10 protein-coding genes are annotated in these 13,514 nt (G+C 75.8%); 2 read left to right on the top strand and 8 right to left on the bottom strand.

The features are described from left to right. Positions 1–21 precede the first annotated feature (21 nt). From WME83_RS48555 to WME83_RS48575, 5 genes are all read right to left on the bottom strand, one after another. Positions 22–1,203: a response regulator gene (locus WME83_RS48555; protein ID WP_437316511.1), complete on the bottom strand. Its 1,182-nt coding sequence runs from the start codon at positions 1,201–1,203 to the stop codon at positions 22–24. Next, on the bottom strand, positions 1,200–2,864 hold the full coding sequence (locus tag WME83_RS48560) for an ATP-binding protein (RefSeq protein ID WP_437316512.1): 1,665 nt from the start codon (positions 2,862–2,864) through the stop codon (positions 1,200–1,202). The genes WME83_RS48555 and WME83_RS48560 overlap by 4 nt, the downstream gene beginning before the upstream one ends. Positions 2,865–3,106: 242 nt before the next feature. After that, positions 3,107–4,360 (bottom strand): hypothetical protein, encoded by a 1,254-nt coding sequence (locus WME83_RS48565; RefSeq protein WP_437316513.1) that lies wholly within the window; start codon positions 4,358–4,360, stop codon positions 3,107–3,109. A 48-nt stretch (positions 4,361–4,408) separates the two neighbouring features. Next, positions 4,409–5,089, bottom strand: coding sequence for a sterol desaturase family protein (locus WME83_RS48570; RefSeq protein WP_437316514.1), 681 nt, complete (start codon positions 5,087–5,089; stop codon positions 4,409–4,411). 67 nt (positions 5,090–5,156) lie between these two features. Next, positions 5,157–5,363 carry a hypothetical protein gene (locus WME83_RS48575; protein ID WP_437316515.1) on the bottom strand — a complete coding sequence of 69 codons (207 nt, stop codon included), beginning with the start codon at positions 5,361–5,363 and terminating at the stop codon, positions 5,157–5,159. 318 nt (positions 5,364–5,681) lie between these two features. Between WME83_RS48575 and WME83_RS48580 the strand changes: the two genes are divergently transcribed. Both WME83_RS48580 and WME83_RS48585 read left to right on the top strand, forming a co-directional pair. Next, a complete protein-coding gene (locus tag WME83_RS48580; protein WP_437316516.1) occupies positions 5,682–8,513 on the top strand; it encodes a hypothetical protein in 2,832 nt (943 codons plus the stop codon). A 161-nt stretch (positions 8,514–8,674) separates the two neighbouring features. Beyond that, positions 8,675–9,058, top strand: coding sequence for a nuclear transport factor 2 family protein (locus WME83_RS48585; protein ID WP_437316517.1), 384 nt, complete (start codon positions 8,675–8,677; stop codon positions 9,056–9,058). A gap of 112 nt (positions 9,059–9,170) precedes the next feature. On the opposite strand, the gene WME83_RS48590 is transcribed toward WME83_RS48585, so the two are convergent. The 3 genes from WME83_RS48590 to WME83_RS48600 all read right to left on the bottom strand — a co-directional run bounded on the left by WME83_RS48590 (position 9,171) and on the right by WME83_RS48600 (position 13,423). Next, positions 9,171–10,145 (bottom strand): ABC transporter substrate-binding protein, encoded by a 975-nt coding sequence (locus WME83_RS48590; RefSeq protein ID WP_437316518.1) that lies wholly within the window; start codon positions 10,143–10,145, stop codon positions 9,171–9,173. A gap of 108 nt (positions 10,146–10,253) precedes the next feature. Then, entirely contained in the window at positions 10,254–11,084 is an 831-nt protein-coding gene (locus WME83_RS48595; RefSeq protein WP_437316519.1) for a hypothetical protein, read from the bottom strand. A gap of 89 nt (positions 11,085–11,173) precedes the next feature. Continuing rightward, positions 11,174–13,423 (bottom strand): serine/threonine-protein kinase, encoded by a 2,250-nt coding sequence (locus tag WME83_RS48600; RefSeq protein ID WP_437316520.1) that lies wholly within the window; start codon positions 13,421–13,423, stop codon positions 11,174–11,176. Positions 13,424–13,514: the final 91 nt, after the last annotated feature.

Raw genomic sequence — 13,514 nt, forward strand, 5'->3', positions numbered from 1 at the left:
GCTCCCAGCGAGCGAGAGCCCTCAGGCGCCGTCGGCCCCGCCCCCGGAACGCCCCATGTTAACGTTCACCAAGATCGCCTCCGGCGCCATCGCATAGAGCTTCTCCTCTCCCTGCTTGCCCCGGATCCGGACGAGCGCGGGCATCGCCCCTGTCGGGCTCCCGGCCGCGGCGAACGTCGCCTCATCCATCAGCAGGCCACCGGCCTTCGCCTGCGACTGAATCCGAAACGCGGTGTTCACACGATCGCCGATGATCGTGAACTCCCGCCTGCCGCTCGACCCGATGCTCGCGAGCAGGACCGGCCCTGTCGCGAGCCCGAGCCGCGTCGGGAACGCGGGCCGGCCCTGCGAGCGCTGGTGTTCGTTGAAGGCCGCGATGCTCCGCTGGATCCGCTGCGCCGCCGCGAGCGCGTCCGGCGCGCTCCGGAAGAACGCGAGCATGCCGTCGCCCACGTACTTGTCGACCTCGCCGTCGTGGTCGTAGACGACCTGCGCCACCGTCGCCATGTACAGGCTGAGATCCGCGAGCAGCGGCCCCGGGTCCTCCTGCTCCGAGAGCCGCACGAACTCCTCGATGTCGCTGACCAGCACCGTCAGCACCTCGCGCGCCGGCGCGCTCGGCCGGTTCGACGACACGCTCTCCTCGATGCTCTCCCACGCCCGGTCCGAGAGGTACCCGCGCAGCGCCGCGTGCATCTGGCGGACCTGCGCGTAGCGGTCCTCGAGCTCCTTGCGCTGCCGCTCGAGCTCCCGGCGCTGCCGGTGCAGGAGCAGCTGCGTCCCCACCCGCGCCAGCACCTCGCGCAGCTCGAACGGCTTCGTCACGTAATCGACGCCGCCCGCGTCGAACGCCATCACCTTGTCGCCGATGCCGGTCATCGCGCTCAGGAAGATGACCGGGATGTCCGCCGTCCGCGCGTCCGCCTTGAGCCGCCGGCACACCTCGTAGCCGTCCATGTGGGGCATGCTCACGTCGAGCAGGATGAGGTCCGGCGGCACCGCCGACGCCGACATCAGCGCCATCGCGCCGCTGATCGCCGCCCGCACCTCGTACCCCTGCGCCGTCAGCATCGACGTGAGGAGCGACAGGTTCGCCGGCATGTCGTCCACGATCAGGATGTTCGCGGGCTCCTCCCTGGGGCGCTCCGGCCGCGCGCCCGAGGCCGCCCCGCGAGCGAGCGGCTTTGCGTCCGTGTCCGTCATGACGGCTCCTCCTCGTCGGCGCTCGATAGCGCCAAGATGCTGTCGAAGCGATACCCCCGCGCGAGCTCGGCCACCGCGCCCGCGAGCTCCGCGTCCTCCGGCCGGAACCGGTCGATCGCCGCCTGGACCGCCTTGGCGTCGAGCCGCGTCGCCGCCCGCCGGAGGTCCTTGCGCAGCGACGCCGGCAGCCCCGCGGCCGCGCGCGCGAGGTCGACCGCCGGCGGCCCCGCCGCCCGCCGCTCCGCGGGGCCCTCCTCGACCTCGAAGCGGGCCCCGAGGTGCTTCGTCAGGAGGTTGAAGATGTCGGCGTCGCGGAACGGCTTGCTCAGGAAATCGTCGCACCCGGCCTCCGCCGCGAGCGACCGGTTCTGCTCGAACGCGCTCGCGGTCATCGCGACGACGACGGTCTCCCGCCCGCGCGGGCTCGACTTGATGCGGGTCGCCGCCTCGTAGCCGTCGAGCAGCGGCATGCGGAGGTCGAGCAGGACGAGGTGCGGCGACCACGTCTCCCACTGCGCCACCGCGCCGAGCCCGTTGGTCGCGCTGCGCACCTCGACGCCCACCGAGTCGAGGAGCTTGAGCACGCAGTGGCGCACGTCCCACCGGTCGTCGACCACGAGCACGCGGTACCTCGGCTGCCCCGGCGAGAGCCCCACGATCCGCCGCGCGCGCGCCGCGCCGCCCGGTCGCGCGTCGCCCGCGTCGGCCAGCGTGAGGCGCACGTCGAAGCGGAGCGTCGTCCCGCGGCCGGGCTGGCTCTCGACCTGCATGTCGCCCCCCATCATCCGCACGATGCGCCGGCTGATGTGCAGCCCGAGGCCGGTGCCCTCGCCGGACCTCCGCCCGGTCGCGGTCTGCCCGAACGCCTCGAAGAGCTCCTCGATCTCCTCCTTGACCATGCCCCGGCCGGTGTCGACCACCTCGAACGACACCCGCACCCGCGCCGCCGCCGCGCCGTCGTGCGCGCCGCCCTCACGCACGCCTGTAGAGCGCCGCGCCCAGGCGCGCAGCGTCACCGACCCCCGGGGCGTGAACTTGAGCGCGTTGCCGAGCAGGTTGATCAGCACCTGACGGAGCTTCCCCTCGTCGCCGTGGACGTGCTGCGGCACGTCCTGCTCCCGCTCGATCGCGAGCGTGAGCCCCCGCTTCTGCGCCTCGACCGAGAACATCTCCGACAGCCCCGAGAGCATGGCGTGGAGGTCGAAGTCGGCGTCGACGAGCGTCATCCTGCCGGCCTCGATCTTCGCCATCTCGAGGATGTCGTTCACGAGGCCGAGCAGGTGCTCGCCGCTCTTGCAGATGACCATGAGGTTCTCGCGGTGGCGGTGGCCGAGCGAGAGGTCGCGCTCCATGAGCTGCGCGAAGCCGAGGATCGAGTTGAGCGGCGTCCTGAGCTCGTGGCTCATGTTGGCGAGGAACGTGCTCTTCGCCCGGCTCGCCGCCTCGGCCTCCGCCCGCGCCCTGCGCGACTCCTCCTCGGCCCGCCGCGCCTCGACGAGCTCCTCGCCGAGCCGCTGCTCCGCGGCGCGGCTGACCGCGAGCTCCTGCTCCTTGCGCTCGAGGGCGCGCTCGGAGGCGAGGAGCCGCCGGCGGAGCGCCCAGAGGACGACCATAAGGAGGGTCCCGACGACCACCAAGGCGGAGATCCCGACCAGCTGCATGCGATAAGCCCCCCACCCACCTGCTGGACTGCGGGATGGACCGGAGCGCCGATCCCGCTCGAAGGCAGAGATCAGCGTACAGGAGTTCGGGACAGCGCGTGCGGCCCGCGTTCGGCCGCGCCGGGCGGCTCCGTCACGGAAGCGGCGCGCTCGTCAGGCGGACCACGGAACCGCCCCGCCGCAGCGCGGCGCGGCGGCCGCTGTCCTGCGACCCGGGTGCATCGCTGCGCGCGTTGCCGGCATCACGGCGCGCCGGCGTCGTCCGGCTTCGACCGCGTCCGGGGCGTGATGATCGCGTCGGGCGGCGGCGCGCCGGCGTCCCCGCGCGGCGCGGCGCCCTCGCGCGGCGCGGCGTCCCCGCGCGGCGCGGCGCCCTCGCGCGGCGCGGCGTCCCCGCGCGGCGCGGCGCCCTCGCGCGGCGCGGCGGTGCCCCCGAGCGCGGGCGGCTCCGCCGGCGCGGGCGGCTCCGCCGGCGCGGGCGGCTCCCTGGGCGCGAGCGACGGCTGGCGGAGGCCGCGCAGCGAGGCGAGCCGCTCGACGAGGGCGCCGGCCTCCTCGGCCGACAGCTTGACGCGGGCGTGGAGCGCCTTGCCGTCGGCCGCGATCGCGACGCGCTCGAGCACGGCCCCGAGGCCGATGAGCCGCGTCGCGAGGTCGCCCGCGCGCGCGTCGCGGGCGGCGCGCAGCTGGGCGCCGAGCTCGGCGCAGGGGGCCTCGGCGTCGCAGAGGACGGCGCCGTGGACGGCGATCTCGGGGCCGAGCGCGACCGCGGCGCCGCCGGCGACGATCGACGCCGCGGGCGCCCGGCCGGCGCCGCTCGGCGCGAGCTCGCGCCCGAGCTCGGCGCGCTGCTCGGGCGTGAGGACCACGGTGACGCGCGCCGCGCCCTCGCCGACCGCGCGGGCGATGTCGTCGTGCGCGCCGCTCGCGCCGACCGCCGGCGCGCGCCCCTCGGCGGCGTCGACCATGGCGCGCAGGTACGCGCCGCCGCCGAGCAGGATCGGCCCGCCGGGGCGCACGGCGATCTCGCCGCGGCCCTCGGCGCTCGAGTCCCGCACCGCGCGGAAGCTGCCGAGCCCGGCGACGACGGGCTTGCCGCCGCGGGCCTCGATGACCTTCGAGGCGCACGCGAGCAGCGCCTGATCCTGGACGGCGCCGGCCGCGACAAGCCCGAAGTCGCCGCTCTCGCCCGCCGCCGGGATCGCGATGGCCACCTCGGTGAGCCCGGCCAACGGGTCGAAGCCGCACACGTCGCGCACCTTGCCGAGCCCCGGGATCTCGCGCTCCTCGCGCAGGAACGAGGCGAACGCGGGAGAGGCGCGCAGCGCCGGCAGGTCGAGCGTCGCGACGAGCAGCGCGCCCGCCGGCACGGCGTCGAGGGCGCGGGGCGCGGCGGGGGGGCTCTCCCGCCGCCGGCCGAGCAGCCAGGCGAGCCCGCCGCCCAGCAGGACCCCGACGAGCAGGAGCACGAGGCCGTCTCTGGTCCGCGTCTGCACGCGCGACCCGTTAGCACACGGGCGCGGCGGGCGCCCCGTGCGCGGCCCCTACGCCCCGGTGCGCGGCGGCGGCGACCAGCGCGTCCCGTGGACGACGTCGAACACGGGCACGGTCACGTTGAAGTTCCAGCGCTTCATGAGCCGCGGATCGTGGTGCCGCCGGTGGTGCTCGCGGAGCCGCGCGAGCCCCGGGACGCGGTACACAGGGCTCTCCGCCGGCAGGTGATACGCGAGGTGCAGCCACTCGTAGCCGACGAAGAACGCCATCGCCGTCGCGAGCCCGAGCAGCGCCGCGTCCCGCGAGACCAGGAGCCCCGCGCCCGCGGCGAGCGGCAGCAGCAGGGCGAGCACCAGGAGCGCCGAGTAGGGCGGCGTCAGCACCAGCCAGAGCTCGCGGGCGCTCCGCAGCGCCATGTCGTCGGCGGTGAAGGCGAGGTGGTGCTCGCGCTCGTGCCGCTCGCACAGCGCGCCGAGCAGCGGCGCCCGGCGGTGCAGCACCGACCGGTGCGCCCACCACTCGAAGGCGAAGGCGAGCAGCAGCGTCGCCGGCACCGCGAGGAGCTCGACGGCCTCGACGGCGTCGAGGAGCCACACCGCCGCCGCGAGCACGAGCGCGCCGAGCGCCGTGGGCGCCGCGAGGTGGAGCGCCGGGGAATACCCGCGCGGGATCCGCGCCGCGATCGCCGCGCGCCGCGGCCGCCGCGACGGAGCGCGCTCGTTGACAGCCATCAAAAAACTATGAATTTCAAAAAAACAGAACGCAAGCGCAGGCGGGGGCGCCGGCGCGGCGGCGCGCTCAGCTTTCCTGGCGCTCTTCCTGACGATCCGCACGATCCGCACGATCCGCGCCGTCCTCGGGCGCGTCTCCGTCCGCCGCGGGCGCGTTCCGCTCGAACAGCGCGCCGATGGCCTCGCCGATGCGGCCGATCTTCGCGGCGAGCAGCACCACGATGAGCAGGAAGGCCGCCAGGGCGATCTCGTTCTGGGAAGCGCCGAGCACCATGTGGCGAGGTCTACCACGCGATGGGCGCGCCGCGGGGCCGGAGCGGCGCCCGCCGCGCTCGGCGAGACGGCGCCCGCCGCGCTCGGCGAGGTCGCGCCCGCGCGCCGCGAGCGCCCGGCCAAGCGCCCGCGCGCCCGCGCCCGCGCGCCGCGAGCGCCCGGCCGCGCGGCGGCGATCTTCGGCGGAAGCGCCGCTGCGCGGCGGGAACCCCCGAGAGGCCGCGAACCCGTTTGACAGCCCGCCTGCGACCGTTGAGAGTCCAGGCGATACGGGGGCCTGGGTGCTGCTCCGCTGGGCCGCCGCCACGAGATGACCGCCGTGTCCGAGCTCCGCGACGACCACGAAGCCGTGCAGGCGCGCCTGCGCGCGGGCGCCATCGTCCTGGCCGACGCCTCGGCGGAAGGGGCGGCGATCGGCGCGGCGCTGCGCGCCCGGGGCTTCGAGGTGATCGCGGCGCCGATCGACGCGCTCGAGGCGCGCCTCGCGAGCGACGCGCCGCGCGTCGTGATCGTCGACATCGACGAGCCCGGCGCGATCGAGGCGCTCGAGCGCCTCTACCTCCGGGCGGGCGGCGTCGCCGCGTCCGTGCTCCTCGTGGGCGATCCGGTCCGCTCGGCGGAGCTCGATCCGCAGCTGTTCGGGCAGGTGTTCGAGCGGCCGGTCGACATCGCCGAGCTCGCCGCGCACGTGAGCGCGGTCGCGGAGCCGGGCCGCTTCCGCGGGGATCAGGCCGCCGCGGCGCGCATGCCGTCGGGCTACTCGAGCCCGATCGACAACGAGGTCCCGTCGAACCCGGACTTCGCCAGCGATCTCGACCCCCTCGACGTCGGCTCGGTGCTGCCGCCGCCCGAGGACGGCGAGGCGGTCGGCCCGCGGCTCCTGCCGGCGCGGATCAGCCCGGAGCTCGAGGAGATCCTCGTCGCCGCCGAGCAGCGGGTCACGGCGAAGGCGCACCCGTCGAGCATCCCGGCGGCCGAGGAGGACGTCGACCTGATGCTGTCGCCGGAGCTGCTCTCGGCGCTCGACGAGCCGCTCGATCCGGAGGACGACGAGCAGCACACCGGCGCGAGCGCGGGCCAGGCGCCGCTCGGCGCCGGCGCGGCGTCGCAGCCGAGGACCAGCTCCGATCCGCACGGCGCCGCGGCCGCCCTGCACCCGCCGGGCACGCGCGCCGAGCACACCGGGCCCGGCGACTTCCTCGCCGAGCTCGCCGAGCCGGGCGAGGACGAGCGCGACGGCGAGCTCCACGCCGATCCGTCGCTCGACGCGCCGTTCGCGACGAAGCGCGCCGGGCTCGAGCTCGCGGCGTTCTCGATCGACCTGCCGGGCAGGGAAGAGCGCGATCACGGCGCCCCGGCGCGCTGGAGCGGCGGGCGCGACGCCGCGCCGCCGACCCCGCGCGAGGCGGGCCGGCCCTACGGCTTCGGGTCGCCGCCGCCGCGCGCCGAGACCCCGTGGGAGCGCTCGCCCGCGCCTTCGCCGGCCCCGCGCGAGGAGCCCGCGTGGGACCGCGCGCTGCCCTCCGCCGCGCGCGGCGAGGACCTCGACTGGCGCGCCCCGTCGGCGCGCCTCGAGCCGAGCGTGCGCCAGCGTTACACCGAGCCGCCGCCGACCCGGTCGCGCGGCGCCCGCGACCCGCGCGCGCCCGGCTTTCCGCCGCCGCCCCCGCCGCCGCCGCCCCCGCCGGGCGTCGCGTTCGTGTCGCCGCCCTCGGTCGAGGTGAGGACCGCGCTGCTGCCGCCCAGCGGCGGGGCCGAGCCCGAGCCGCTGCCGCCCGCGCCGGTCCGCTCCGCCGCGGGGGCGCGCGCGCCGGCGCCCCCGGGCGGGCCCGCCACGCTGGGCGCCGGGACGCTCGGGCGCGGCCTCCTCCCGCCCATCCCGCCGAGCACGCCGGGGGCGCTCGGCCGCATGCCGCTGCCGGCGCCGCCCTCCCTGGCGATCTCCGGCGCGGGCTTCCGCGGGCCGGCGCCCTCGCCGCCGATGCCGCCCGCGCCCGCGCCGCCGATGCCGCCGATGCCGCCGGTGCCCTCCGCGCCCGCCACGGTCAGCACGGGCGCGCTCGGCCACGCGCCGCCGCCGCAGATCGTCGAGGAGGCGCCGATCTCGAGCGACGCCTCGTCGACCACGGTGCTCGGCCCGGGCGACGCGCCGCGCGCGCTCGCCCGCGCGGTGGGCAGCCGCGCCTCCGGCTCCCTCGCGATCACGACCGAGGAGGGCGCGCGGCGGATCGTCCTGCACGAGGGCGATCTCGTCACGGCCGGCTCGAGCGTCCCGGAGGAGACGCTGCTCGCCTTCCTGGTCGGGCGCGGCGACATCGAGCGCGAGGTCGCGGCGCGGCTCGCGGGCAAGCTCCCCGCGTCGGGCCGGCACGCCGGCGCGGCGCTCATCGCGCACGGCCACCTCGGCCAGGACGACCTCTGGCCGGTCCTGCGCGCGCACGCCGAGTGGGTCATCGGCCACGTCGTGCTCGTCGAGGCCGGCACGTGCGACCTGGAGGCCGAGCCGCCGGGCCGCCTCAAGGCCGAGCCCAACGTCTTCGGCGGCGCGACCGGCGCCGAGGTCTTCGTCGAGACCATCCGCCGCGTGATCGCCCCCGAGGTCGCCCTGCGCCGGCTGGGCGGCCCCGGCGCGCGCCTCGACGACGGGGCCCGGCGCAACCTGCTCGGCGAGTGCGCGCTCCGGCGCGAGGAGGAGGAGCTCGTGCGCACCGCGCGCGGCCGGAGCGTCGGCGAGCTCGTGAACGCGGCGGAGCCCGAGAACGCCAGCGTGCTCTACGCGCTCGTCTGCCTGGAGGTGCTCGACGTCCTCATCCCGCCGTCGATCACCGAGGCGCCGCCCCCGCCGGTCGAGGATCCGCTCGACGAGGAGGCGATCCGGCAGCGCGTCCGGGCGCGGCTCGCGCTGGTGGAGGACGGGGACTACTTCTCGATCCTGGGCATCCCGCGCGACGCGACGAACTACGAGATCCGCCGCGCGTACCTCGCGCTCCGGAAGGCGTTCGAGCCGTCGACCCTGCTGACCGCCGCGACCGTGGACCTGCTCGACGACGTGCGGCTGGTCATCGAGGTGCTCGACGAGGCCTACGAGATCCTGCGCGAGCCGCACCGGCGGGAGCGGTACCGGCGGGCGATCGAGGCGGGTCCGCCGTAGCGGGCGATCGAGGCAGCACCGCCGCGGCGGGCGATCGAGGCGGGGCCGCCGTAGCGGGCGATCGAGGCGGGGCCGCCGTAGCGGGCGATCGAGGCAGCGCCGGCGCTCGTCGAGCGGGCCGAGGTCCGCCCCTTGCAAGCGCCCGCGCTGCAGGAGGCATCATGTCCAAGGCGAGCGCATTCATCGAAGCCCTGCGCCGACTCGAAGAGAGCGGCGACGTCGAGCCCATGGCGCGGCTGTTCGCGCCCGACGCCGAGCTCAGCAACTCGACGATCTCGAGGCCGCTCCACGGCCCCGACGGAGCCCGCGAGTTCTGGCGCGGCTACCGCCACACCTTCGGGGAGGTGCGGTCCGAGTTCCGGTGCATCGCCGAGTCCGACAGGGCCTCTCTCCTCGAGTGGAAGAGCCACGGAACGCTGGCCCATGGAGCGGTGTTCTCGTACGAGGGCGTGAGCGTCATCGAGCACCCGGCCGGTCTCATCAAACGGTTCAAGGCGTACTTCGATCCGAGGGCCCTCGGGCTCCAGCTGGGGCGCGCGGCATAACGCCTCGCTTCCGCGGGAGCGCGCCGCGGAATGCCATGGCGCGGCGGCGATCGCCGTCCGCGGCCGCCCGGCTCGCCGCCGAGAGCGGGCCGCTGGGCGCGGCGGCATGGCGTCACTTCTGGAGCGCGGCGGCGATGAGCCTCGGGTTCAGCCGCGCCTCCGCGGGAGCCGGGGTGTTCTCGAGCATCTTCGCCTTGTTCATCGCCTGGGCCGTCGCGTCGTAGGCGGCCCAGAGCGACGGCCCCCCGGCGGATCGGTCGAAGAGCTGCCGATTGCGCGCGAGGTCGAGGAGGCTCAGGCCGGTCATGCTGCTCTCGAACTCGTCGACCTTCATGCCCTGGGCGCGCGCCATGAGGCCGAGCGCCTCCGACGGCCGGGCCCGCCAGAACTCGAGCGCCCGATCCCATCCGCGCAGAAATGCGACGGTGTCCTGTCCGCGCCGCGCGGCGGCCTCCCGGGTCATGAGGAGCACGTCCGTGATCTCGTTCGGGAGCTCGGCGCTCGAGAAGATCTTCTTGGCCCCGTCGGCGACGGCCTGGGAGAGGAAGGGCTCCCAGCTGACGGCGGCGTCGACGTTCCCCGCCCGGAGCGCGTCGGTGGTCTGCTCGAGCGTGAGGTTGACGATCTCGACGTCGGACGTCGACATCCCCGACCTGTCCAGCGCCCGGATCAGCACGAGGTGGCTGATGGTGGCCAGGTCGGCGGCCACGCGCTTGCCCTTCAGGTCGCGCATGCTCGCGATCCCGTCGCGGGCGACGATGCCGTCGGCGCCGTCCGAGGTGTCGAGCGCCATGACCGTCTGTAGATCGATCCCCTGGTCTGCCAGCCGCAGCGCGCCGAACAGGGTCGACGCGATGATGTCGAGCTTCCCGTCGATGAACGCGCGCTCCATGTCCACGCCGGTGCTGAAGGTGATGATCTCCGCCTCGACGGGGGCATTCATCTTGTGCTCCGCCGCGATGTAGAGCGGCGAGTATCCCACCCAGACGAGCAGCCCCACGCGGAGCGGCGCGGGCGCTGGCTCGCTGCACGCCGCCGCGAGGAGCGCGAGCAGGGCGAGGCAGGCGAGGAGGCGAGGAGCGTGCATGGGCGTCTCTGATGCTCGTGAACCGCCAAGAGCGCCAAGGACGCCAAGAAGAGAAAGACGAGCACGGACGACGAACAACGTTTGCATGAAACCCATGCGAAAACCGCTCTAGGACAAGGGCGGAGGGGGCCGGGGCTCGCCGCGGCGCTCCTCCAGCGGACCGAGGATCGCCTCGCGCTCCTCGGCCCTGTCGTCGAGCGACCTCGGGGGCGGCTCGATCTCGTCGCCTCGCGGCGTCCCGCGCCGCCGGCCGCGCGAGCTCGCCGGGGCGAGGAGCGCGATCGAGGGGCGCACGAGCGTGGCGCGCAGCACGAGGAGCACGGCCGCGAACAGGCCGAGCGACGCGGCGCCCGCGATCGCGAGCATCCGGAGCGCGGCGGCGGTCGCGATCGCGTCGACGTCCCGCCGCTGCATGACGAGCTCGATGGCCCCGACCACGTGCTGGGCGGTGATGCCCCCCGCCGGGCTATGGTACATGGGCCGGACGATCGTCAGCTCGCTCCGCTCGTCCAGCAGCTGGACCATCGGCCTGCTGGCGCCCTCGTCGAGGAAGCTGCGCAGCAGCGGCGAGGCGCTCGACGTCCCGACCTCGGGGCGATAGCTGCTCGCGAGGATCTTGCCGGAGAGATCGGTGAGGCGCACCCGGCGCACGCTGGTGACGAGCGCGCAGTTCGCCAGCACGCGCTGCATCGCGTGCGGCGCCCCCTGCTCCAGGAGCGCCCGCGCGCTGTAGTTGAGGAGGTCGGCGATGGCGTCCCCGTGCCGCGCCAGCGCGGCCGCCTCCTCCTGTCGCGCCTGATGGTACGCCGCCCCGGCGACGACGAGCGGGAAGGCGACGAAGAGCACGCCGACGCGCAGCGCGACCCTGGACAGGAGCCCGGCGCGCTGCCCGATGGCCGCGCGTCCCCGCTCCTCTCCCGCGCGCGTGGGCTCCCCCATGCGCGGCATGATACACGAGCGCGGCCGAGGGGGACCGGCTCCCCGGGCGAGGCCTCGAGGCGGGCGGAGCAGGCCGCGGGCGCGGGAGCTCAGGGCGCGCGGCGCTCGGCGGCGGTGAGCGCATCCGAGAGCTCGCGGCTGACGATCCTCGCGCGGAGCGGCGCCTCGGCCGGGAACGTGACGGCGGTGCCCGTCTGCGACGGCGCGACGTCGGCTCCCAGCCGATCGAGGAGCTCCTGGAGCGCCTTGTCGTCGAGCCCGGCGCCGCTCACCCTGGCCCGGAGCGCGCGGACCCGCAGCGAGGTGAGGGCGGCGAACGCCGACGGCGCCGGCTCGGCGCGCATCTCCATGTGATAGAGCAGCGCGGCGGCGGCGCCGCTCGCGTCGCGGCCGCGGAACCAGACGCCCAGGTCCGGCACCTCGAGCGCGGCGCAGCGGGCGTAGAGCGCGCCGAGCTCCGCGCCGGCGGCCTGGTAGAGGCGCTCGGCGACGGCGATGAACCTGGGCCGGACCTGCGCGTCGAAGAAGGCGCGGCCATAGCCGTCGCCGAAGGTCACGGTGATGTGGCTGAAGGCGCGGGAGCTCGGGGGGCCGCCCTCCTTGACCGTGACGGTCCCGTCGGTCACGCGGCTCAGCGCCGCGTCGAGCGCGGGCGTGAGCCGCCGGCCGGCCGCGATGTCGCCCAGGGACGCGGCGGAGAGCGGCGGGGCGTCCGCGCCGAGCGCCGGGGCGGCGTCGCCGCCGCGCTCGCGCGCCGGCGCCTCTGCAGCGCCGTCCGGCGAGGGACGCTCCTCGGCGCCCGGCCCGCCGCCGCGGGCGAGCCAGAGATCGACCTCCCAGCCGACGCCTTCCAGGGGGCCCAGCGCCGCGCCGCTCTGGAGGCGTACGCGGCTCTGCTTGCACGCCTCGCTGACGAGCTGGCGCTGCTGCTCCCGGTGGTGCGGCTCGCTCTTCATATTCGGCTCGCGCTCACCCGACCTCCGGAGCGCGAGGACGCCGAGCCCCGCGAGCGCGACGGCGGCGGCTCCGAGGAGGACGTGGCGCGCGCCCACGGACGGGCGCCTGCTCCGCGTCGTCGCCCTCGCCCGGTCCTCGTCGCCGCCGAGGTCCTCGGGCGCGCGCCGCGCCGGCGTCGCGCTCTCCCAGAGCTTCGCCGTGCTCACCGTCGTCGCGTATCGCCGCGCCGGCGCGCCCCCCGCGGCCGCCCCCCGCGGCGGGTCCGGCTCCGCCGCGTCGCGCGCCGGCTCGGCCCGCGGCTCCGGGAGCGGCGCCGAGGGCGGGGTGATCCCGGCCGCCTCCCGTCGCTCGGCGAGCTCCATCGTGAGCGTGGGGCCCTCGACGTTGACGGGCTCGTGGGCTCTGGCGGGGACCGTCCGCGCGGTCGGGACGCCCGGGCCGCTGCAGAGGATCCGCTCCAGGGGCGCGCGGGCGCGCTCCGGCGCGAGGGGCGCGAGCGACCGCGCGAGATCGGCGACGGTCTGAGGGCGCAGGTACGGGCGCTTCTCCAGGCAGCTCAGGATGACGCGCTCCAGCTCGTCCGGGATGTCCGCGCGGTGGCGGCGCGGCGGCGTGGGCGGATCGGCCACGATGCTCGCGAAGATCGCGGACGCCGCCTCGGCCTCGAACGGCCGCCTGGCCGTGAGCATCTCGTAGAGGATCACGCCGATGGCCCAGATGTCGGTCCGGGTGTCGACGTTCCGCGCGCTGCGGACGTGCTCGGGCGACATGTACGGCGGAGAGCCGAGGACCATCCTCGTCGCGGTCAGCTTGCTGTCGGCGCCGAGCGCGCCCGCGTCCAGGGTCTTCGAGATCCCGAAGTCGATCACCTTGATGTGGCTCGATCCGTCCTCCCGCTCGGCGAGGAAGATGTTGCTCGGCTTCAGGTCGCGGTGGACGATGCCGAGCGCGTGCGCCTCGGCGATCGCCTCGCACACCTCGAGGACGTAGCCCACGGCGTCCTCGATCGAGAGCGGCCCGCGCTGCTCGATGAGCTCGGCGAGGTTGATCCCGCGCAGGAGCTCCATGACGAAGTACGGCACGCCCGCGTCGGTCGTGCCGACGTCGATGACGTGGGCGACGTGCTGGCTCGTGATGGCCGCCGCCGCCTGCGCCTCGCGGAGGAAGCGCGTCACGTCCTGCGCATCGCGGTTCTCCTCGGGGAGCAGGAATTTCAGCGCGACGCGCCGCTTCAGGGTGGTGTGGCGCGCCGCGACGACGACCCCCATGCCTCCCTGGCCGATGACGTGCTCGATGCGGTACTTGCCCCCGACGATCTCGCCGGGTCTCGGGAGCCCCCGCAGCGAGCCCGGTCGGTGGGGGCCGCCTCCCGCGCTGCTCATCGACGGGCAGCTTACACGAGCGATCGGCCGGGGGAGACCCTTTCGCGCGCGCGGAGCGTGCTTCGCGCGGCGCTTCGACGCGCGGATCTCC

Source organism: Sorangium sp. So ce385 (assembly GCF_051474135.1).
GTDB classification, from domain to species: domain Bacteria; phylum Myxococcota_A; class Polyangia; order Polyangiales; family Polyangiaceae; genus Sorangium; species Sorangium cellulosum_D.

Bases quoted from the DNA above. Each gene is read 5' to 3' on its own strand.
- WME83_RS48555 (WP_437316511.1), bottom strand. From the start codon at position 1,203: ATGACGGACACGGACGCAAAGCCGCTCGCTCGCGGGGCGGCCTCGGGC.
- WME83_RS48560 (WP_437316512.1), bottom strand. From the start codon at position 2,864: ATGCAGCTGGTCGGGATCTCCGCCTTGGTGGTCGTCGGGACCCTCCTT.
- WME83_RS48570 (WP_437316514.1), bottom strand. From the start codon at position 5,089: ATGGCTGTCAACGAGCGCGCTCCGTCGCGGCGGCCGCGGCGCGCGGCG.
- WME83_RS48575 (WP_437316515.1), bottom strand. From the start codon at position 5,363: ATGGTGCTCGGCGCTTCCCAGAACGAGATCGCCCTGGCGGCCTTCCTG.
- WME83_RS48585 (WP_437316517.1), top strand. From the start codon at position 8,675: ATGTCCAAGGCGAGCGCATTCATCGAAGCCCTGCGCCGACTCGAAGAG.
- WME83_RS48590 (WP_437316518.1), bottom strand. From the start codon at position 10,145: ATGCACGCTCCTCGCCTCCTCGCCTGCCTCGCCCTGCTCGCGCTCCTC.
- WME83_RS48595 (WP_437316519.1), bottom strand. From the start codon at position 11,084: ATGGGGGAGCCCACGCGCGCGGGAGAGGAGCGGGGACGCGCGGCCATC.
- WME83_RS48600 (WP_437316520.1), bottom strand. From the start codon at position 13,423: ATGAGCAGCGCGGGAGGCGGCCCCCACCGACCGGGCTCGCTGCGGGGG.